Raw genomic sequence first — 20,798 nt, 5'->3', positions numbered from 1 at the left:
CGGCACGGCCGCCACCGAGAGGCGCGGCGCGCGCGGTCAGGGCGCCAGGCAGACGCGGTCGCGGCCGGTCTGCTTGGCCTCGTAGAGGGCGCGGTCGGCGCGGGCCATCAGCTGCCGCAGGTCCTCGTCGGCGCCGTTGGGGCAGGCCAGGCCGACGCTGATGGTGACCGGCAGCCGGCCGGCGTCGGTCGGCACCGGGTGGCCCGAGACCGCCAGGTGCAGCCGGCCCGCCAGGTCGGCCGCGGGCATCGCGGTCTGCGGGGTGACCATGGCGAACTCCTCGCCGCCGTAGCGGCCCAGGACGTCGCCGGCGCCGATCGTGTCGCGCAGGCGGCGGGCTACGACCCGGATCACCTCGTCGCCGACCGGGTGGCCGTACGTGTCGTTGATCCGCTTGAAGTGGTCGATGTCCACCATGATCGCCGCGATCTTGCGGGGGACGGTGTCGAGCAGCCGGCCCGCCTCGCCGAAGAAATGGTTGCGGTTGTACAGGCCGGTCAGGCCGTCCCGGGTGGCCATCCGGCGCACCTGGCTGAACAGCCGGGCGTTCTCGTACGCCGTCATGCCCTGGCCCGCGATGGCCGCGGCGATCTGGATCTGCGCCTCGGTCATGACGCCCTCGCCGGTCGCGCCGACCAGCAGGATCCCGTACGGCTCGCCGCCCTGCGCGACCTGGATCGCCCACCAGATGCGCGGGACGCCGAGCAGCCCGCCGAACGGTGGCCGGTCGCCCGGGAACACCGAGCGCACCCGCGGCCCGCTCAGCTCGAGCAGGTCGGGGGGAGGGACGGGCAGCCGGGTGCCGACCGCCGCGGCCGGGCCGTGCGAGGCGGCCACCACCAGCCCGTTGGCGTCCGGCCCGGTCAGCAGCACGGCGGTGTCGCCGCCCAGCGTCCGGGTGAGCCTGGTCAGCAGGCGGCGCATCACCTCGTCGGGGTCCAGCGACGAGCTGTGGTCGGCCATCGCCTCGTTCAGCGTCTCGGCCACGTTGCGTTGCCGGCGCGCGGCCTGCACCTCGACCTCGAGCTGGGCGGCGCGGGCGGTTTCCAGCGACACCGCGACGTGGTTGGTGATGGCCTTGAGGATGTCCACGTCGGCGCCGGTGAACACGCCCTTGGCGATGCGGCTGTCCAGATAGACCACCCCGCGCAGCAGGCCGTTGAACTTCAGCGGCGCGATCATGATGCTGCGCAGGCCGTGCACCTGCACGCTGTGCGAGCCGAGCGCCACGCCCTCCTCGCTGCCGGTCACCACCAGCGGCTCGCCGGTGTGCCGCACCCGGTCGACGAGCGTGGTGCTGTACCCGGTCAGCTCGTGGATCTCGTTGCCCCGCGCGTCCCGGCCGACGTGCGGAACCAGCTCGTCGCGCTCGCGGTCGAGCAGGAACAGGTACGCCCGTTCCGCGCCGAGGATGCGCAGGGTCTCGTCGAGCGCGACCCGGGACAGCGCGGACGGGTCCAGCACCGTCGCCGAGGCCAGGCTGACCTGCTGGAGCGCCTCCAGCCGCCGCTGGTATCGGCCGGGGTCGCTGTCCGGCGTCCGGGGCTCGGCCGGGCCGGCGCCGGTGACCGTGATCGAGCCGGGCTCGGTCGACGCGTGCCCGCTCACCCGGAACTCGTCCGAGACCCATTGGGAGCGCTGCGGCCACTGCTGCTCGACGGCGATCATCTGGGCCAGCTTGGCCTGCTGCACGGCCGAGGACCGCTGGTCGAGGGCGATCAGCGCGCGGGCGCGCACCCGGGCCGCCTCGTACGCGATCAGCGGCGCGTCCAGCGGCACCAGCGCCACCTCGACGCCGCTCAGGGTGCGCAGCGCGTCCTCCGGCCGGCCTTCGAGCACCTCCAGGTCGGCGCGGGTGACCAGCTCGAAGGCGCGCAGCGGCTTGGTGTTGGCCATGGTGGCGAGCGCCGCCACGGCGGCCTTCGTCGCGGCCCGGTCGGCGCCCGGGTCGGCGCGGCACTTGGCGAGCCGGCCCAGCGCCTCCCACACGTAGTAGACCCGCTGCTCGGGGACCATGGCCTTCGGCCTCAGCCCGAGCGTCGCGAACTCGGCGGCGAGCCGCTCGAACGGCTCGCCCAGCTGCCCCTGCTCGACCAGGGCGACCATCTGGGCGCCGTACAGATTGATCAGTTGCATGGGGTTGTCGGGGTTGGCCCGCAGGAACCGGCGCAGCTCCTCGAGCCGGGCGGCGGTCTCCTCGGAGCGTCCCCGCAGCGCGGCGAGCACGGCGGCCACGGCCCCGATCGCCGCGCCCTCGGCCTCGGCGCCCGGGCCCAGCCGCGCGCGTCCCCGCCTATACCAGGCCTCGGCCTCGGCGGTGCAGCCGCGCTTGAAGAACTGCATGCTCATCGTGGAGACGCCGGTGAGGTAGTCGCCCAGCTCGAGCCACCGCTCGTGCTCGAGCAGGGCCCGGCTCCAGAGCTGGGTCTCTTCGTCATGGCCGCTCAGATAGCCGCCCGCGCCGCGCTTCCACTCCACGAATCCGACCAGCTCGGGGTCGCCGACCTGGGCCGCGACCTCGGCGGCCCGGTCGTAGAGGCCGGTCGCGAGCTTGCGCCGGCCGGCCACGTCGGCGATCACCCCGAGGCCGGCCATGTGCTGGGCGTACTCCCGGCCCGGGCCGAGCCGGTTGATCGGGTGCAGGGCGCGCAGGCTCAGCACCGCGCGCATGATCCGGCGCATCCGCATCGACAGCGCGAGCGTCGCGATGTCGCAGAGCACCGCCTCCAGCCGGTAGCGCTCCCGGGTGCGCCCGCTCGCGTTGCCGAAGCCCAGCTTGGTGCGGCCGATGAACAGGCCGACCAGCACCGACCAGAGTGTGGTCAGGGCGAGGCCGGCCCGGCCGCGCGGCAGCGGCGAGCCCAGCTCGGCCAGGCCGCGACGGCATGCTTCGAACGCCTGGTCGGGGTTCCACGCGCTGTTGTGGACCATCGCCGCCTGGGCCAGGATCTCGGCCCGGCCCAGCCGGTCGGGCTCGCCGCGCAGCGCCTGGTCGAGATGGTGGTGCGCCTCGGCGAACCGGCCGGAGCGCGCGCAGCTGGTGCCGAGCGCGAGGAAGAAGTCGGGCGGCGGGGTGACGCCCGCGCCGGCCGCCGCCCGCGCGGCGACCTCGAGGAACTCGCGGGCCTCGGCCGGGGCGTGCTCGGCCAGCGCCAGCCGCCCGGCCGCGAAGCCGCTGTAGTACACGCGCTGCGGGCGGCGCCCGGTCTCGCCGAGCGCGTAGTGCCGGGCGACGGCGTAGATGTAGCGGGGGTCGCCGGGCGCGGCCGCGTCCAGCACCTCGGCGATGCGCTGGTGCAGCCCGCGCAGCGCGGCCTCGTCCAGGCCGACGAGCAGCGCCTCGCGGATCCGGTCGTGCAGGAAGCGATACCCGTCCGTGCCGGCGGCGGCCACCAGCCGCCGGGACTCCGCCTCGGCGAGCAGCGAGCGGGCCCGGCGCGGGTCGATGTCGCAGACCGCCGCGGCCAGCTCGGCCGGGAACCACCGGCCGGCCGCCGCGCCGGCCGCCAGCAGCCGGTGGCTGTCGCCGCCGAGGCCGTCGATGCGCTGGAGCACCAGGTCGACCGCGTCGCCGGAGAGCTCGAGCCGATCCAGGCTCGGCAGGTCGAGCCGCCAGCCGTTCCACGATGGGGTGACCAGCCCGGCGTCCAGGACGGCGCGGACGTACTCGCCGATGGTGAACGGGTTGCCGCCGGCCCGCGCGGCCAGCTCGGCGATGTGCTCGCCGGGCAGGCGTACGGCGCCCAGGTGCTCGGTGACCAGCTGCTCGACCGCGTCCGGCTCGAGCGGGCCGAGCGGGATCCGGGTGTCGAGGGCGGCGTCCATGTCGGCGCGGAACCGGTCGAGCGCGGCCGCGTTGCCGGCGTCGTCCCGGCTGGTCGCGATGACCAGCAGCGGGGTGACCGGCAGCCGGCCGCTCACCCGCTGCAGCACCCGCCGGGTCGGCTCGTCGAGCCACTGCACGTCGTCGATGTGCAGCACGGCCGACCCGAACTCCTCGGCCAGCCCGACGAGAAACGCCGCGACCGCGTTGACGAACTGCTCGTGGCGGTTCTGCTCGCCGAGCTCGGGCGCCTGCACCAGGGCGGCGAGCAGCGGCGACAGGGTCCGCAGCAGCGGGCCGCCGCGCCCGGCGGCCCGGCGCAGCTGCTCGACGGCGCGTTCCCGCTCTGGCGGAGGGAGCCGTTCCACGCTCCGCAGGTGCCGCTCGACCGCGCCGCGCAGGGGCGCCAGCGGCACCGGGTCGTCCGGCACGCACTTGCCGTACAGGGTGAGGTCGCCGTCCGAGGCGACCGCGTTGGTCAGCTCGCGGACTAGGCGGGTCTTGCCGGCGCCGCCCTGACCCTCGACGATCACGGCGCCCCCGCCGCCGTCGCGAGCCCGCAGCCAGCGGTGGGCCAGCGTGACCACCTCGTCGTCCCGGCCGACCAGGCGCTCCGGGCCGCTCGGCTGCACCCCCCGCTGGTCGGAGGCGACCGCGAAGCTCGCCCGCGGCTGCTCGGCCAGCCGGCGCAGGTCGGCCAGCAGGGCCTCGCCGCTCTGGTAGCGGTCGTCGGGATCCTTGGCCATCAGCGTCGCGACGATCGCGGCCATCGTGGCGGACAGCTCGGGGCACAGCTCCCGCGCGTCGGGGATGGGCGCGGTGGCGTGCAGCCGGATCAGCTCGCCGGCGTCCTTCGCGTAGTACGGGACCTGGCCGGTCAGGGACTCGTAGAGCAGCACGCCGAGGGCGTACAGGTCGGAGCGGCCGTCGACCGGACGTTTGAGCATGCCGGTCTGCTCGGGGGCGCTGTAGAGCAGCGTCCCGGCGACGCCCTCGTGCGCCCCGCCCCGCGCGGCCAGGCCGAAGTCGATCAGCCGGCCGGTGCCGATCGGCTCGACGATCACGTTGTCCGGTTTGACGTCGCGATGGACCAGGCCGGCCCGGTGGGCGGCGGCGAGCGGCTCCACCACGTCCATCGCCAGGCGCACGGCGGCGTGCTCGTCGAGCCGGCCGCCGCGCAGTGTCTGCGACAGCGGGAAGCCGTCGATGTACTCGAGGATCAGATAGGGCCCGGTCGAGGCCTGGCCGACCTCGAAGATCCGCGGGAGCAGCGGGTGGCCGACCGAGCCGAGCAGCGCGGCCTCGCGGCGCACGGTGGTCAGGGCCCGCGCGTCGGTGGAGGTCAGCATCTTCAGCGTGTACTCGGCGCCGAGGCGGCGCACCCGGTAGACGACCGTGTCGGCCCCGCGCCCGAGCTGCGAGATCACCTCGAGATCCGAGAGTGACCCCGCCGACGTGCCGAAGAGGGCGGTCAAGCGGGTCCTTCCATCCACAGAGCTAATCGGAAGTTACGCCAGTCACACCCCGTGGTGCCACCTGTGATTGCCGGAAGCTAGCCGGCGTGCGGGAAGCGGCCGGTCGCCCGCTGCCAGAGCCAGCCGGCCGGGACGGTCCGGTCGTACAGGACGTACTCGCTCACCGTGTGGTTGATCATGGTGTCGGTCAGCGCCCGCCGGGACGCGGGGCTGCCCACGAACAGGATCTGGTCGCCCTCGGCCAGCCGCTCGTCGTCCTCCGGGCCGAGCACCGCGTCGTCGCCGCGCAGCACCATCAGCGGCACGGCCGCGACCGGCTGGTCCCGGTCGCGCGGGCTGCGCAGCAGGTCGCCGAGGCGGGCGTCGCCACGGCGCAGCCAGTGGCCGAGCGCCGGGGCCTCCGCGCCGGTCAGGGTGGCCTTCCACACGCTGCCCAGGCGGCTGCCGCAGTGCGCCTGGAGGCGGCCGAGCAACCGCTGCGCCCACGCGTCCCCGCGGCCCGGCATCTCCCGCAGGAAGCGCCACAACAGCGGCGTGCTCAGCTGGGCGTAGATCTCGCGGGCCGCCACCTCGGCCGGCACCACCACCCAGTCGACGTCGGCCGCCTCGAACAGCGGCGCGCTGGCCGGACGGTTCTGCCGCGCGGCGACGAACAGGCCGGAGTTGAGCCGGCGGGCCGCCGCGACCAGGGAGAGGTTGGTGGTGTCGTTGTCGGTCCCGGCGACGAAGCCGACCGCCTCGGCCGGCCGGGCCCGGCGCAGCACCGCCGGGTCGGAGGCGTCGCCCACGATGATCGCCGGCTCGTCCCCGCGCTCGTCCCCATGCTCGTCCCGGTGCTCATCGTCGTGCTGCTCGGCCAGGTCGATGATCGTGACGTCGAGGCCGTCGGCGCGGAGGTCCTCGACCACCTTGCGACCGAACCGGCCGTACCCGCACACCACCCAGCGCCCGGTGGCCGGGACCCGGCTCGGTTCCGGCAACTCCGCCCCGGGGCCACCGACCAGCCAGGACAACAACTGGTGTGAGGCGGGCGCGTGCAGCGCCAGCCGGAGGTGGTCGCCGAACCGGTCGAACGGGTTGACGACGGACGGCGAACCGAACGCCCGCATCCGGTGCTCGATGGCCGGCGACACGGTGCGCGCGACCACCGGCAGCCCGGGGCGCAGCAGCGCGGCGGTCATCGTCACCACCAGGTTGACCTCGTCGTTGTCGGTCAGCGCCAGCACGCCCTCGCAGCACGGGTGCGCCAGCCCGGCCAGATCCAGGGTGCGCGGGTCGGCGGCGTCGCCGACCAGGCCCGGCACGTCCGCGTGGTAGGCGTCGATGTCCAGCGCGTCGACCCGCTCGGCCTGCAGGTCGAGCACGACCATCCGGTGGCCGAGCGAGTCGAGCGCCCGGCCCAGGATCCGCCCGGTCTGCCCGTAGCCGGCCAGCAGCAGGAACGGCTCGCGCAGCCGCCGCACCGTACGGCTGAACCGCCGCAACGCGATCGCCTGCCGCAACGCCCGGTCCTGCAGCAGCGCCAGCAGCGAGCCGATCGCGTACGCCCAGCCGATCACCGTCAGGTAGATGCTCGCCGTCACCCACAGTCGCTGGGCGCCGGTGAACGGAGCCGGCAGCTCGCCGTAGCCGATCGTCGTGGCGGTGTAGCTCATGAAGTAGAAGGCGTCGAAGACGGTCATCCGGGTGGGCCGGCCGGCCGCGTCCTGCCCGGGGATCAGCGACAGGCCGAGGACGCTGACCGAGAAGATCACGATCAGCACGATCAGCGGCGCCCGCATCCGCCGCAGCAGCAGGAAGATCGTCGGTGACGCCTCGGCGTAGCGCGGGGAGAAGCGGCGGCGCCGCGCCCCGCTCATCGGCGGTGGAAGGTCGTGGTCTCGATCACCAGCAGGACCACCGAGACGAGGTTGGCGAGCAGCGCGCCGCCGGAGAGCGAAACCACGCCCGCCATCGCCTTGGCGTCCAGCCCCGCGGAGGAGATCTGCGACGCGTACGCCCACATCAGCGCCGCCGCGATCAGCTGCAGGTCGGCGACCAGGCTGGTGGCCAGGTGCACCGCGCCGATCTGGGTGCGGTCGCCGAACTTCAGCACGGTGGCGATCAGGCTGACCACCACGGCCGCGAACAGCTCGTAGACGTTGTGCAGCGCCGGGTCGGCGATGTCGCCGATGAAGAACCCGAAGTTCAGGGTCGCGGCCAGCAGCACGAAGAAGCCGAAGACGACCTTCTCCAGGCTCATGCGGTCTTCTCCAGACTCATGCGGTCGAGTATCCCCGACGCATGGCGCGGGCGCTTTTGGGTAACCAGCACTTTATGATCCCCAACCTCATTCGACGCTTCGTCATCATGGCCATCGCCGTTCCGCTGGCCGCGGCCGGCGCCCGCAAGCTGAGCGAGACCGTGGAGCGGCGGCGCGGGCCGAGCCGCACCACCCGGCTGCTGCGGCAGGGCGCGAACGCCCTGCAGGGCATCCGCCCGCGGAAGAAGCGCCGCTTCTCGTTCGGGCGCTAGGTTTGTCGGCGTGAGCACACCATTGAGCACGATCGACCTCGGCGGTGACCTCACCGTCAACCGCCTCGGATTCGGCGCGATGCGCATCACCGGCGACGGCATCTGGGGCGAGCCCAAGAGCCGCGACGAGGCCAAGGCCGTCCTGCGCCGGGCGGTCGAGCTCGGCGTCAACTTCATCGACACCGCCGACTCGTACGGCCCGGACGTCAGCGAGATGCTGATCGCCGAGGCCCTCCACCCGTACCCGGACGACCTGGTCATCGCGACCAAGGGCGGCCTGGTGCGCCCCGGCCCCGGCCAGTGGGTGCCGGACGGGCGGCCGGAGCACCTGCGGGCGGCGCTCGAGGGCAGCCTGCGCCGGCTGCGGCTCGAGCAGATCCCGCTCTACCAGTTCCACCGGCCCGACCCGAAGGTGCCGATCGAGGAGTCGATCGGCGCGCTGGCCGAGCTCAAGGAGCAGGGCAAGATCCGGCACCTCGGCGTCTCCAACGTCACCGAGGAGCAGCTGCGCGCGGCTCAGCGCGTCACGCCGATCGTCTCCATCCAGAACAGGTACAACCCCGACGACCGCCGGTCGGAGTCGCTGGTCGACCTCTGTGAACAGGAGAGCCTGGTGTTCCTGCCGTGGGCGCCGATCTCCGGCCACGAGGACCAGCCCGCGGTGCGGGCCGCCGCGGAGAAGTACGGCGTGACGGCGTACCAGATCGTCCTGGCCTGGCTCCTGGCCCGCTCGCCGTCGATCCTGCCGATCCCGGGGACCGGCTCGGTCGCCCACCTGGAGGAGAACGTCGCGGCGGCGGGGCTGCGGCTGACCCCGGCCGAGGTGGCCGAGATCAGCGGGCTCGCCTAACGGCGGCGCTCACGTGACCAGGCCGTGGCGGTAGGCGTACACCACGGCCTGGACGCGGTCGCGCAGGTCCAGCTTCGTCAGGATGCGGGACACGTACGTCTTCACGGTCTCGTGGCTGATCACCAGGGCCGCCGCGATCTCGCCGTTGGAGAGGCCCTCGGCGATCAGTCGCAGGACCTCCAGCTCGCGCGGCGTCAGCGGGATCTCGCCGGGCGTGCCGCCGGCCGGGCGGATCCGGGCGGCGTACCGCCCCACGAGCTGGCGGGTCACCTCGGGGGCGAGCAGCGCGGCGCCGGCGGCCACCGTGCGGATGCCCTGCAGCAGTTGCGGCGGCGGGGCGTCCTTGAGCAGGAAACCGCTGGCGCCGGCGCGCAGCGCCTCGTAGACGTACTCGTCGAGGTTGAACGTCGTCACCACCAGGACCTTGACCGGGTCGGGCACCCCCGAGCCGGCCAGCAGGCGGGTGGCCTCGATGCCGTCGAGCACCGGCATCCGTACGTCCATCACCACCACGTCCGGCCGCAGCCGGACCGCCAGATCGACCGCCGCCCGGCCGTCGCCGCACTCGCCGACCACCTCGAGATCCGGCTGGGCGCCGATGATCGTCGCGAAGCCGGTGCGGATCAACGCCTGGTCGTCGGCGACCAGCACCCGGATCGGCCCGGTCATGCGGCGCTCCCGGCCGGGATCGTCGCCCGGACCACGAAACCGCCGCCGGGCCGTTCCGCGGCGGTGAACTCGCCGCCCAGCAGGTCGATCCGCTCGCGCAGGCCGGCCAGCCCGCGGCCGCTCCCGCCGGGCGACGCCGCGTCCGACCCCGAGCCGTCGTTGCTGACCTCGACCGTGATCTCCCTGGCGCCGTGCCGCACCCGCACCTCCGTGTGACTTCCGTGGGCGTACTTGAGGGCGTTCGTGAGGGCTTCCTGCACCACCCGGTAGGCCGCGACCTCCGCGCCGCCGGACGACCGGGCGCTGCCCTCCTCGGTGAGCTCCACCGGCTGGCCGGCCCGCCGGATCTGCTCCACCAGCTCGCCGAGATCGCCGGCCGAGGGCGTGCGCGGCTCGGCGTCGTGGTCGGGCTTGAGCAGGTCGAGCAGGTGCCGCAGATCCGCGATGGCGCGCCGGCCGGTGTCGGTGACGGCGGTCAGGGTCTCGTCGAGGCGCTCCGGCGCGGCGGTCAGGTAGCGCGCCGCCTCGGCCTGCACGACCATCGCCGTCACGTGGTGGGTCACCACGTCGTGCAGCTCGCGGGCGATGCGGGTGCGCTCGGCCGTACGGGTGGCCTCGGCGATGTGGCGGCGGCGCTCGGCCTCGGCGATCCGGGTCGTCCGCAGCCAGCTCCCGATGCCCCACGAGATGGCCAGGAGCACGTAGAACGTGACGAACCCGGCCAGGCCCTCGGACGATCCGGTGCGGTCGAGCGCCACCGCCAGCAGCAGGTAGGCGACCGACGCGGCCACCATCGTCGTGCGCCGGTACCGCTCCAGGTGGGCGGCCGTGCTCACCAGCGCGATCGGCAGCGCCGCGCCGGCCGTGGTGTGGTATCCGCGGAGCTGGTCGAGGGCGAAGCCGGCCGAGACCAGCGGGAGGCAGAGCAGCGGCCGGCGGCGGCGCACGGCCAGCGGCAGGCACTCGAGGGCGACCACCAGGGCGGTCAGCGCGTCCCACGGCCGGTCGGGCAGGTCGCCGAGCTGGGTGCCCTTGCCGCGTAGCCCGGGCGTCACCGCAGCCACGATCAACGCCAGCCCCAACGGGAGATCCCGGACCGTGACGTCGAGGCGACGCCAGCGATCCGGGATGTGCCGGAGGTCGATCACCGGACGCCCGGGGATTGGTCAGAACCCATCTCAACTCCCGTCTGGGCGGAGGTTACCGCCCGATCTCCGCCGCCCATTGTCGCCGCGGCGGCCGGGGCAACGTCGGCGCCACGACGGCGGCGGGGCACGATGTGGCCGCGCCGGCGGGCCAGCCACATGAAGACGATCGTTGCGATCGCGCCGGCCAGCACGGTGTAGATGCTCCCCTCGGGCCCGAACTCGCCGCCGCTGAGCAGCATTGGCCCGGACATCGTGCTGTGCAGCAGGCCCTGCGGCGCGTCGGTGCCGGAGACCGCGGTGCCGAAGATCGCGCCCTCGGCGAAGTTCCAGCCGAAGTGCAGGCCGATGGGCAGCCACAGGCTGCGGGTGGCGACGTAGGCGGCGCCCAGCATGCCGCCGGCCTCGATGGCGATGGCGATCGCGCCCCACAGGCTGGCGTGCGCGTTGAGCAGGTGCGCCGACCCGAACAAGGCGGACGTGAACAGGAGCGCGGCCCAGGAGCCGAAGCGCCCTTCCACGATCCGGAAGAGGACGCCGCGGAAGAGCAGCTCCTCGGTCACCGCCGCGGCCGCCGAGAACCCGAACAGCGCGATCGCGCCGGCCAGCGAGCCCCAGCCGAGCACCTCGTACCCGCCGAGGAAGGCGATGTTGGCGATCACCGCGGCGAACATCCCGGTCCCGAGCAGGAGGCCGCGGCCCAGGCGGCCGGCGGCGCCCGTGCGGGCGAGCTCGCCGACGGCGCGTTTCTCGGTCCGGCCGACGATCCATCGGTACGCGAGAATCGCCAGCGCCGCCGTGGCCAGGCCGAGGATCAGGGTGAGCGGCACGTTCCAGCCCGCCGCGGCGGACGCCTGACCGCCGGCCAGGTTGACCGCGATCACAACGACGAGCTGCTTCACCAGGCGCATGACTACTCCTTCGGGAGATCCCGCGACCGGGCGCCGCGGACAGGTCAAACGCTATGGATCTCTCGGCCCGAAATAATCCCCGCGCGGTGGACAGTTGGGGGTAGCTCGCACGGGGGACAAGCGCCGGCGTCGATCCGGTGCGTCGATCCGGTGCGTTGAGCCCGTGCGTCGAGCCCGTGCGTTGAGCCCGTGCGTTGAGCCCGTGCGTTGAGCCCGTGCGTTGAGCCCGTGCGTCGAGCCCGTGCGTTGAGCCCGTGCGTCGAGCCCGTGCGTCGAGCCCGTGCGTTGAGCCCCACCCTCGTTTGGGTGGGGCCCATTGAAGCAGCCGGGTATGACATCTTCCGGCCGTCGTCCACAGCCGCGGGAGAGCTCAGCCGACCGGGCCGGTGGCCAGCTTCGCGGAGGCGGAGTGGGACCGGCCGTTCAGGTCGGTCCAGGCGATCTTGACCTTGTCGCCGGGGTGATAGCGGTCGAGCACCGAGGTCAGCGCCGTGGCGTCGTCGACCGTGGTGCCGGCGACCGAGACGATCACGTCGCCGCGGGTCAGGCCGGCCGACTCGGCGGGGGAGCCCTGGACGACGCCGAGGACGACCGGGCCGCCGGCGCCGGCGAAGCCGCGGTTGTTGCTGCCGGCCGTCTCGACGCCGAGGTACGCGGTGGCGCCGATGTGGACGACGTCGGAGGCCTTGCCGGCGCGGATCTGTCCGGCGATGGTCATGGCGGTGGCGATCGGGATCGCGAAGCCCTGGCCGCCGCCGGCTTGGTACTGGAAGCTTGCCGACGCCGCGGTGTCGACGCCGATCACCTCGCCCGAGGTGTTCAGCAGCGGGCCGCCCGAGTCGCCGGCCTGGATCGGGGCGTCGACCTGGATGAGGCCGGTGAGCCGCTCGGACGAGCCGCTCGCCTCGTCCTGCGCGGTGATCGACTGGTGGAGCGCGGTGATCACGCCGCCGACCGCGCTCGGGGTGCCGCCGGCGCCGCCGGCGTTGCCGATGGCGACGACCTGCTGGCCGGCGTGGACCGCGGCGGTGGAGAGCGTGGCGGTGGCCAGGCCCGCGGCGTGCGAGAGCTTCAGCACGGCGATGTCGCCGGAGCGGTCGTAGCCGATGACGGCGGCCCGATAGCTCTGCCGGTTGCCGACGTCGGTGACGGTGATGCTGGTGGCGCCGGCGACGACGTGGTTGTTGGTCAGCACCACGCCGTCCGGGCTGATCACGATGCCGGTGCCGGCGGCCGCGGCGTTCTGGGCGCCGAGGACCGTGTCGATGTCGACCAGGGCGGGATCGACCTTGGCCGCCACCGCGGAGATCTGGCTGTCGGACGGCCCGTCCGAGGCGCCGTCCGCGCCGCCCGGTCCGCCCGGTCCGCCCAGGCCGCCTTGGTTGCCGCTCGCGCCGCCCGGGCCGCCCGCGCCGCCCGGGCCGCCCGCGCCGCCCGGGCCGCCGTTCTGGTTGCCGCCGAAGGGCGAGCCGTTCCCGTCGCCGGGGTTGAACGGCAGGACGGGCGCCGAGTTGGCGGAGGACTGCGGCGAGACGACCGGACGCAGCGACCAGCCCGCGGCGAAGCCGGCCGCGCCGACCATCGCGAGCAGGGCGACGCCACCGCCGATCGCGGCGACCAGCCGCCCCCTCCGATGCCCCGGCGGAGGCTGCGGAGGCTGCGGTTGCGGATACTGCTGCCACTGACCCGGCGGTGGCCACCCGCCCGGGGCGGGCTGATAGGTGAACTGTTCGGGAATGGTCACCCCTCCCTTCTACTGCCGGTTTCTTGGGCCGGGCTGACAGTTCCCTGGGGGTAGTCGGTGACCGGCCCACCGAGTGCACGGGACGGCCGGTGCGGTGGGCGGTTGCAGGATTCCGCAATCTGCCGCGCGAGGGTTCCGCCGGCCGCCGATGAATGGTGTTCTGATCCCGCCGGTCATCACGGGGGCGACCGGCCACAGTGGCGGGGGTGAAGTATGCCGGCGGACACGGGGGTGATCCCGGCGCTCACCCGGTGGGGCCTGTCGGCCGACGCCGACCTGGTCTACCGGGCGCTGGTCCTGCTCGGCCCGGCCGACGGGCACCGGCTGGCCCGCGAGCTCGGCCTGGCGAAGGCCCGGACGAAGTCGGCGCTGGACGAGCTCGCGGCGGCCGGCGCCATCGCCGCCGCGGGGGCGGTGTGGGCGGCACGCGAACCGGACGAGGTCGCCCGGCTCCTCCGGCGGCGGCAACCGCCTCCGCCGCCGGCGGCCGACCGGTGGCGGCAACACTTCGCCACCATCGAGGGGCTCGCCGGGCTGGGTCCGCCCGACCGGCACGCCCGGCTGTGGCCGAGCCGGGCGGCCACCCGCCGGCGAGTCGCGCAGCTGGCCGCCGTGGAGCGCCATGAGCACCTGACCATCAACAACGAGCCGGTGATCAGCGCCGAGTCGATGTCGGCCGCGCAGCCGGTGGACAGGCGGCTGGCCGCGCGGGGCGTACGGCTGCGGGTCATCGACCGCGAGCGGCCACGGCCCGCCACCGCCGCGCCGCCGGTGCCGCTGGGCCCGGTGCGGTACGTGACCGCGCCGCCGATGAAGCTGATGGTCTTCGACCGCAAGGTCGCCCTGTTCCCGGCCGACCCGCTCGACCTGGAGCGGGGCTACGTCGAGGTCGCCGACGAGTCGTTCGTGGCGGCCCTCTGCTCCCTGTTCGAGCGGCTCTGGGCACAGGGCCGCGACCCCCACCGCCAGGAGGTGATTCCGATCGACCTGTCGCCGCGGGAGAGCGCGCTGGTCGGTCTGCTCGCCCTCGGCCACACCGATCAGACGGCGGCCGACGAGCTCGGGCTGAGCCCGCGCACGGTCGCGTACACGTTGCGTGCCCTGATGGACCGCATGGGCGTGCGCAACCGTTTCCAGCTCGCGCTGGCGCTCGGCGCCGCCGGCGCGGTGCCGCCCGACGCCTGGCTGCCCACCGAGGAGAACCGGCCGACATGATGAGAAGAACGCCGGCGTTGATCGCGGCCGTGACCGCCGCCCTGCTCGCCGGCCTGCCCGGCGTGGCTCGCGCCACCACGATCTGGGTCCCGGCGAGCTGCGCGACGGGCTCGTTCGGGTCGGTCACCGTCGACGCGCAGGGCCACTACCTGGTGCCCGCGCACATGGAGCTCTGCGAGCCGTTCCAGACGAGATTCAACTACGGGATCGCGCTGTTCCTCAATGACGGCACGGTGCCGATGGTCACCGGCAACAAGCTCCAGTCGTACGGGATGACCGACGTGATCGCCGACGTGTTGCCGCGGGCCAACCCGGTGCCGCCGTTCGCCTTCTGCCTGATGCGCGACACGGAGACGCGGGTCGCCTGCGTCCGCATCGACACCGCCGCGGACCGAACCGCCAGCAGCGCTCCGCTCGCGGTCAACGACCGCCTGGTCGGCGACCCGGTCATCTTCCTGCGGAAGCCGTACACCATCCTGCCCAACTACTGCGCGACGTGCGTGTCCCTCAACTGGTGAGCGCCACGCGCGGGCCTCGGTCAACGCGGCGGTGGCGGTGGCGGGCGTCGGCGCACGCGGCGATGGCGCGGGCGCCGGCGACGGCCTGCACCGTGTTCACGTCGATCACGTGCAGCAGCGTGAGATCGGCCGGGACGAGATCGCGTACGGCATCCACGGCGGCCTGCCACGTGCCTTCGTGACTCAGACCACAACCTTCATCGGACGACAGTAGACCCGCGAGGACGCATGTCGAGCGCCCGGATCGCCGGGATGATCTCGGGAAACGTGGCGACCGCGGCCGTGACGTGCCGGGCGTCGAACTCGTCGAGCCGGCGTACGCCGCTCTGCAGGCAGGCGATGAAGCGGATGCCGGCCCCGCCGGCGGCCACCGCGTCGCCCGGCGAGTCGCCGACGTAGACGCACTCGCCCGGCCGGAACCCGGTCTCGGCGAGCAGTTCGTCGAAGACCCTCGGGTCGGGCTTGCGGAACCGGGTGTTGCCCTGGTGGTAGGCGCCGGTCACCCGGGCGGCCAGGGCGTGGCCGGGCTCGAGCAGGTGCCGCACCTCGGCCTCGGCCCGCGAGGTGAGCAGCAGGACGGTGCGGCCGTCCGCGGCCAGCGAGTCGAGGGCGGCGAGGTTCTCCGGCGGGATCACATCGAGCCGGCCCTCGGCGAGGTAGCGCCGGTTCACGGCGGGGAACAGCTCGGCGAAGCGGCTCAGGTCGACGCCGGGCGACCGGTGCGGCATGGCGTCCAGCAGCGGCTCGCCCCACGTGGCCAGGTGCACCGTGCGGGTCATCGGGGCGCGGCCCATCAGCGCGAGCACCTCGTTCTCCAGGTCGTACGAGGCGGCCTCGGTCAGGCACAGGGTGTCGTCGACGTCCACGATCACGGCTCGGAGCATGACCCGAGCGTAAGGCGGCGGGTGGTGCAACCGTGCAGAGATGTATCGAACCCCTTGACTGCCTTCCGGGCCGGGCGACAACGTTGTCATGGGTTTCCCACTCCCGAAGGAGTCCCATGTTCAAACAACTGCTCGCCGTCCTCCTCACCGCCGCGTCGATCACCGTCCCCGCCCGCGCCGCGGCCGCCGCCGAGCTCGTCACCGTCCCCGCCCGCGCCGCCGCCGAGCCCGTCGCCGGCCTCGTCACCGGCTTCGAGCCCGGCCAGCCCCAGCCCACCTGGACCAACAGCGTCGAGAGCAGCTCCGGCGTCGGCGGCTACTGCTGCGGCCTGACCGCCATGGAGAGCGGCACCCGCACCGAGACCGCGCACTCCGGCGTCACCGCGCTGATGTACTCCGGGGCCGACACCAGCGCCACCACGAGCTACTCGTACAACCGGATCTTCGACGTCGACCTGCCGGTCACCGCCGCCACCACGCTGTCCTACTGGGTGTATCCGCAGAGCGGCGGCAACCTCGACGTCGCGGTCGACCTCGCGTTCACCGACGGCACGTTCCTGCGCGACTCCGGCGCGGTCGACCAGCACGGCGTCCGCCTGCACCCGCGCTTGCAGGGCAGCGGCAGCGTGCTGAGCTTCAACACCTGGAACTACGTCACCTCGGCGATCGGCCGGACGGTCGCCGGCAAGACGATCGACCGCGTGCTGATCGGCTACGACAAGCCCGAGGGCACCGGCACGTTCCGCGGGTACTTCGACGACCTGAGCATCACCGCCGACGCCCCGGCCGCCGCGCTGGCCGATTACGTCGACACCCGCCGCGGCTCCAACTCGGATTTCAGCTACTCGCGCGGCAACACCTTCCCCGGCGCGACCGTGCCCAACGGCTTCAACTTCTGGACGCCAGTGACCAACGGCAACAGCGACGGCTGGCTCTACCAATACAGCGCGTCCACGGTGCAGGGCTTCGCGATCAGTCACGAGCCGAGCCCGTGGGTCGCCGACTACGGGCAGCTGCAGGTGATGCCGATGACCGGCGGCGTCAAGGCCACGCCGGACGCGCGCAAGTCCACCTTCGCGCACGCCAACGAGGTCGCGAAGGCCCACTACTACAAGACAAGTCTTGACACGTACGGGATCACGGCCGAGATCGCGCCGACCGATCACGCCGGGGTCATGCGCTTCACGTTCCCGGCCGCCTCCGACGCGGTGATCCTCTTCGACACCATCGACAGCGCGGGCGGCTCGTTCGGCGTCGACACCGCCGGGCGCACCATCTCCGGGTACGCCGACCAGAACGGGCAGCGGCTCTACTTCTCGGCCACCGTCGACCACGCCATCGTCGCCACCGGCCAGGTCTCCGGCGGCGGCGCCACCAGCTGGATCCGCTTCGCCACCACGGCCGGCGAACAGGTCACGCTGCGGATGGGGACATCCTGGATCGGGGTGGCCCAGGCCGCGGCGAATCTCGCGCAGGAGGTGGGTTCGAAAACCCTTGATTCGGTACGGGACGAAGCAGCCGCCCAATGGAACGCCGTCCTCGGCAAGGTGGCGATCGAGGGTGCCACCACCGATCAGCTGGTCACCTTCTACTCGAACCTGTACCGCGTCTACATGTATCCGAACAACCGCTCCGAGATGGTCGGCGGCGTCCGCAAGTTCTTCAGCCCGTACGACAACCAGCTCCGCGACGGCCAGATGTACGTCAACAACGGCTTCTGGGACACCGCCCGCGCCGTCTGGCCGCTCTATACCTTGCTGTCGCCGACGAGGACCGGCGAGATGCTCGACGGGTTCGTCAACGTGTACAAGACGGCCGGCTGGACGCCGAGCTGGTCGGGCCCGTGGAACAAGGCGGTCATGCCCGGCACCGATCAGGATCTGGCGTTCGCCGACGCGTACGTGAAAGGGGTCCGGAATTTTGACTACCAGGCCGCCTACGCCTCGGCGGTGAAGAACGCGACCGTCTACTCGCCGACCGCGAACGGCCGCTCGGGGCTACAGGTCTCGCCGTTCAAGGGGTACCTGCCGTCCGACGTACGCGGAGACTCTCTGTCCTGGACGATCGAGGACGCCACCAGCGACTTCGGGATCTACCAGATGGCCATCGCGCTCGGGAAGACCGACGACGCCGCGTACTTCCGCAATCGCACCCTCGATTACGCCAACCTCTATTCGCCATCGGTCGGCTTCTTCCGCGGCCGGCAGAGCAACGGCAATTGGCGTACGAGCGACGCCGACTTCAAACCCCAGTCGTGGGGCTGCGAGTACACCGAGGGCAACGCCTACCACTACGCCCTCCCGGCGCCGCAGGACCCGCAGGGCATGGCCAACCTGTACGGCGGACGCGCCCAGCTTTCCGCGAAAATCGACTCGGTGCTCGCCGCCTCCCGCGACTACCTGCCCGGCTGTTACGGCGGCGTCATCCACGAGATGCGCGAGGCCTACGACACCAACATGGGCCAGTACGCGCACGCCAACGAGCCGATCCACCACATGCTCTACATGTACAACTACGCCGGCACCCCGGCGAAAACGCAGAACCAGGTGCGCAATGTGCTGACCAAGCTCTACAGCTCGGGTGCCGGCACCGGCAACGGCTACCTCGGCGACGAGGACAACGGCCAGATGTCGGCGTGGTACATCTTCAGCGCGCTCGGCTTCTACCCGGCCCGGATGGGCAGCACCGACTACACCATCGGCGCCCCGCTCTTCGCCAAGGCCACGATCACCCTGGAGAACGGCCGTACGCTCACGGTCAGCGCGCCCGGCGTGAGCGACACCAACCGCTACATCCAGAGCGCCACGCGCAACGGCGTCGCCTACGCCAAGAACTACCTCACCCACGCCGACCTGCTGGCCGGCGGCACGCTCGCCTTCACCATGGGCCCGAGCCCGTCGTCCTGGGGCACCGGCGACGCGGCCATCCCGCCGTCGCTCACCACCGGCACCGCCGCCCCGGCCCGGCTGACCGACCGGGCCACCGGCGGCACGGTCACCGTCACCGGCGAGAACCCGCCGAACGAGACCCGCGCCGCCCTCACCGACGACACGTCGCTCACGAAGTGGCTCACGTTCGCGAATACCGCCACCATCACCGGCCAGCCAACCGCGCCGGCGGCGGTCAAGCAGTACACCCTGACGTCCGCCAACGACTTCCCGGCCCGAGACCCTCGTGATTGGAGCTTGCAGGGCTCGAACGACGGCACCACCTGGACGACAGTCGACACCCGCACGAACATCGACTTCCCCGACCGCCGCCAGACCCGCCCGTTCGCCATCACGGGAAGCGCGTCGTACTCGCGCTACCGCCTGGTCATCACCGCCAACCACGGCGCGCCAGAGACCCAGTTGGCCGAGCTGCAACTGCTCGCCTGACCCCGGGAGGGCTGCGGTCCGGCCGTCCCGCCGGCCCTCAGCCCCTCCCGCCGGCCCCTTTATCGAGGACGATCGGTGCGTCGACCAAGTGCGTCCAGGACCTCGTCCAGGCTCAGCTCGGCGGCGCTCGCCAGGAGGAGATCGGCGGCCGCGAACCGGGCATGGTCGGCATGCGGATTCGGCACGGCCACACAGCGCAGCCCGGCGGCATGCGCAGCGGCCATGCCGTGCGCGGAGTCCTCGAACGCGACCGCATCCGGCCCTTGCAGCCCGAGCCGCTCCAGCGCCAGCAGATACACCGCCGGGTCCGGCTTGTGCGCGGCCACCTCCTCGCCGGTAGCCAGTACCTCGAACCGTGCCCGCAGCCCCACCTGATCCAGCATCGCGCCCACATGGAACAGCGGCGAACTGCTGGACACCGCAAGCCGCAGTCCCAGCTCCGCTGCCCGGTCGAGCCAGTCGACGATGCCTGGTGCCGGCTGCAGCGCCGCATTGAGCTCCGCCCGATATGCCATCCGAAGCGCATGGCTGGACTCACGGTCATAGCCCGGCCCGACCGCCGTCGCCAGCGCCAGGTATCGCGGCTCGTTCGCATCACCACCGTGGTCGGCGAAGAAGTCGGCGGGGTCGAGCTCGAGACCGTGCCGCCGCCACTCCCAGCGCCAACTTTCCAGCAGCGTGCTCTCCGTATCCATCAGCAGACCGTCGAAGTCAAAGACCAGCGCCTTGATCGTCACAGCGCCCAGTATCCCGGCAGACCCCCACGCCCATTGCAACCCGGGCGAAGCTTGCGCGAGCGCGAATCTCCGGAGCGGCGATATCGATGTCGGCGGCAGCATTGAGGACATGGCGAGCCGCGAGCGAAGCAGCTTGTCGAGCGTGCCCGAGAGTCGCCGGCTCGCCTTCGGTGAGCTGGCCACCGGCCCCGATACCGGGCCGGTCCTGATCTCGTGCCCACCGCCGCGGTCAGTTCCGCGACGGCGGTCTCCGGCACGGCCTGCTCCGGCACGGCCTGCTCCGGCACGGCCTGCTCCGGCACGGCCTGCTCCGGCAGGGCTTGCTCGGGCTCGGCTTGCTCGGGCTCGGCCTGCTCCGGTTCGGCCTGCTCCGGCAGGGCTTGCTCCGGCAGGGCTTGCTCCGTCTCGGCTTGCTCCTGCAGGGTCTGCTCGGGCTCGGCCTGCTCCGGCCCGCTTGGCGTCGCCTCTGGTGGGACCACCGGCCTGCTGGGTGCCTGCTCGGACGCTGCCGTGCTGCGGCCGTGCCACTCGGCCCTCAATTCCTCGTCGCTCGGGAAGTGGCCGTAAATGGAGCGCAGCTTCCGCGCATGACGTTGTGTCATGCCCCAAACGCGATGCCGCTGATGCTCTCGCCGGAATTCCTCGGCCTCGGCGGAATAGTTGCGGCGCTTCGTCGTGTCGCGCATCGTCGCCAATTGCGCCGTGGTGAACAACTGCAGCTGCCGCATAAACCATTTTCCCGCAGTCCGGCCCGGCCCGGCCACTGTTCGATCAACCGCAGGAATATTGGTTTTTGCGGGATCCGAAGGCAGGGTCATTGCGTTCTCGGGTTTCCGCTGGTGATGGTGGTGATGAGGTCGTGTGGGCGGTGGCTTGCCCGGCGGGTGGCGCGGGCGATGTTGGTTTCTCCGCGGGAGCGGTGGAATCCGATCGCGG

16 protein-coding genes are annotated in these 20,798 nt (G+C 72.7%); 5 read left to right on the top strand and 11 right to left on the bottom strand.

All coding sequences use genetic code 11. The annotated features are described in order from the left end of the window. Positions 1–36 precede the first annotated feature (36 nt). The 3 genes from ACFQS1_RS36890 to ACFQS1_RS36880 form a co-directional block, all read right to left on the bottom strand. Positions 37–5,298, bottom strand: a complete 5,262-nt coding sequence (locus tag ACFQS1_RS36890) for a diguanylate cyclase (RefSeq protein ID WP_378977020.1) — start codon at positions 5,296–5,298, stop codon at positions 37–39. Between the two features lie 77 nt (positions 5,299–5,375). After that, positions 5,376–7,157 carry a potassium channel family protein gene (locus ACFQS1_RS36885; protein ID WP_378977018.1) on the bottom strand — a complete coding sequence of 594 codons (1,782 nt, stop codon included), beginning with the start codon at positions 7,155–7,157 and terminating at the stop codon, positions 5,376–5,378. Next, positions 7,154–7,540: a DUF6394 family protein gene (locus tag ACFQS1_RS36880; protein ID WP_378977016.1), complete on the bottom strand. Its 387-nt coding sequence runs from the start codon at positions 7,538–7,540 to the stop codon at positions 7,154–7,156. The genes ACFQS1_RS36885 and ACFQS1_RS36880 overlap by 4 nt, the downstream gene beginning before the upstream one ends. A gap of 74 nt (positions 7,541–7,614) precedes the next feature. Here ACFQS1_RS36880 and ACFQS1_RS36875 point away from each other — a divergent pair, with 74 nt between their 5' ends. Both ACFQS1_RS36875 and ACFQS1_RS36870 read left to right on the top strand, forming a co-directional pair. Further along, positions 7,615–7,812, top strand: coding sequence for a hypothetical protein (locus ACFQS1_RS36875; protein ID WP_378977015.1), 198 nt, complete (start codon positions 7,615–7,617; stop codon positions 7,810–7,812). A 10-nt stretch (positions 7,813–7,822) separates the two neighbouring features. Continuing rightward, the gene (locus tag ACFQS1_RS36870; protein ID WP_378977013.1) at positions 7,823–8,662 is read left to right on the top strand and encodes an aldo/keto reductase; all 840 of its coding nucleotides are present in this window, start codon (positions 7,823–7,825) and stop codon (positions 8,660–8,662) included. Between the two features lie 9 nt (positions 8,663–8,671). Here ACFQS1_RS36870 and ACFQS1_RS36865 read toward each other — a convergent pair whose 3' ends face one another. The 4 genes from ACFQS1_RS36865 to ACFQS1_RS36850 all read right to left on the bottom strand — a co-directional run bounded on the left by ACFQS1_RS36865 (position 8,672) and on the right by ACFQS1_RS36850 (position 13,131). After that, on the bottom strand, positions 8,672–9,331 hold the full coding sequence (locus ACFQS1_RS36865; RefSeq protein ID WP_378977011.1) for a response regulator: 660 nt from the start codon (positions 9,329–9,331) through the stop codon (positions 8,672–8,674). After that, positions 9,328–10,479, bottom strand: a complete 1,152-nt coding sequence (locus tag ACFQS1_RS36860) for a sensor histidine kinase (protein ID WP_378977009.1) — start codon at positions 10,477–10,479, stop codon at positions 9,328–9,330. The genes ACFQS1_RS36865 and ACFQS1_RS36860 overlap by 4 nt, the downstream gene beginning before the upstream one ends. Then, positions 10,476–11,387: a CPBP family intramembrane glutamic endopeptidase gene (locus ACFQS1_RS36855; protein ID WP_378977007.1), complete on the bottom strand. Its 912-nt coding sequence runs from the start codon at positions 11,385–11,387 to the stop codon at positions 10,476–10,478. Before ACFQS1_RS36855 ends, ACFQS1_RS36860 begins: the two co-directional genes overlap by 4 nt. Before the next feature lie 370 nt (positions 11,388–11,757). After that, the gene (locus ACFQS1_RS36850; RefSeq protein WP_378977006.1) at positions 11,758–13,131 is read right to left on the bottom strand and encodes a S1C family serine protease; all 1,374 of its coding nucleotides are present in this window, start codon (positions 13,129–13,131) and stop codon (positions 11,758–11,760) included. Positions 13,132–13,344: 213 nt separating this feature from the next. Between ACFQS1_RS36850 and ACFQS1_RS36845 the strand changes: the two genes are divergently transcribed. Both ACFQS1_RS36845 and ACFQS1_RS36840 read left to right on the top strand, forming a co-directional pair. Beyond that, positions 13,345–14,346 (top strand): helix-turn-helix transcriptional regulator, encoded by a 1,002-nt coding sequence (locus tag ACFQS1_RS36845; RefSeq protein WP_378977004.1) that lies wholly within the window; start codon positions 13,345–13,347, stop codon positions 14,344–14,346. After that, positions 14,343–14,864, top strand: a complete 522-nt coding sequence (locus ACFQS1_RS36840; RefSeq protein WP_378977002.1) for a hypothetical protein — start codon at positions 14,343–14,345, stop codon at positions 14,862–14,864. Before ACFQS1_RS36845 ends, ACFQS1_RS36840 begins: the two co-directional genes overlap by 4 nt. On the opposite strand, the gene ACFQS1_RS36835 is transcribed toward ACFQS1_RS36840, so the two are convergent. Continuing rightward, positions 14,854–15,021 (bottom strand): hypothetical protein, encoded by a 168-nt coding sequence (locus ACFQS1_RS36835; RefSeq protein ID WP_378977001.1) that lies wholly within the window; start codon positions 15,019–15,021, stop codon positions 14,854–14,856. The genes ACFQS1_RS36840 and ACFQS1_RS36835 overlap by 11 nt on opposite strands. 40 nt (positions 15,022–15,061) lie before the next feature. Next, positions 15,062–15,748, bottom strand: coding sequence for an HAD family hydrolase (locus tag ACFQS1_RS36830; RefSeq protein WP_378976999.1), 687 nt, complete (start codon positions 15,746–15,748; stop codon positions 15,062–15,064). A 116-nt stretch (positions 15,749–15,864) separates the two neighbouring features. Here ACFQS1_RS36830 and ACFQS1_RS36825 point away from each other — a divergent pair, with 116 nt between their 5' ends. Then, positions 15,865–19,125 carry a GH92 family glycosyl hydrolase gene (locus ACFQS1_RS36825; RefSeq protein WP_378976997.1) on the top strand — a complete coding sequence of 1,087 codons (3,261 nt, stop codon included), beginning with the start codon at positions 15,865–15,867 and terminating at the stop codon, positions 19,123–19,125. A 59-nt stretch (positions 19,126–19,184) separates the two neighbouring features. Here ACFQS1_RS36825 and ACFQS1_RS36820 read toward each other — a convergent pair whose 3' ends face one another. Both ACFQS1_RS36820 and ACFQS1_RS36815 read right to left on the bottom strand, forming a co-directional pair. Beyond that, positions 19,185–19,862, bottom strand: coding sequence for an HAD family hydrolase (locus ACFQS1_RS36820; RefSeq protein ID WP_378976995.1), 678 nt, complete (start codon positions 19,860–19,862; stop codon positions 19,185–19,187). After that, positions 19,859–20,680: a hypothetical protein gene (locus ACFQS1_RS36815; RefSeq protein WP_378976993.1), complete on the bottom strand. Its 822-nt coding sequence runs from the start codon at positions 20,678–20,680 to the stop codon at positions 19,859–19,861. Before ACFQS1_RS36815 ends, ACFQS1_RS36820 begins: the two co-directional genes overlap by 4 nt. Between the last annotated feature and the right edge of the window lie 118 nt (positions 20,681–20,798).

Source organism: Paractinoplanes rhizophilus (genome assembly GCF_042664765.1).
GTDB lineage: Bacteria > Actinomycetota > Actinomycetes > Mycobacteriales > Micromonosporaceae > Actinoplanes > Actinoplanes rhizophilus.
The sequence above is the reverse complement of the archived record's forward strand: the minus strand, read 5'-3'. Positions and strand labels throughout refer to the sequence as shown.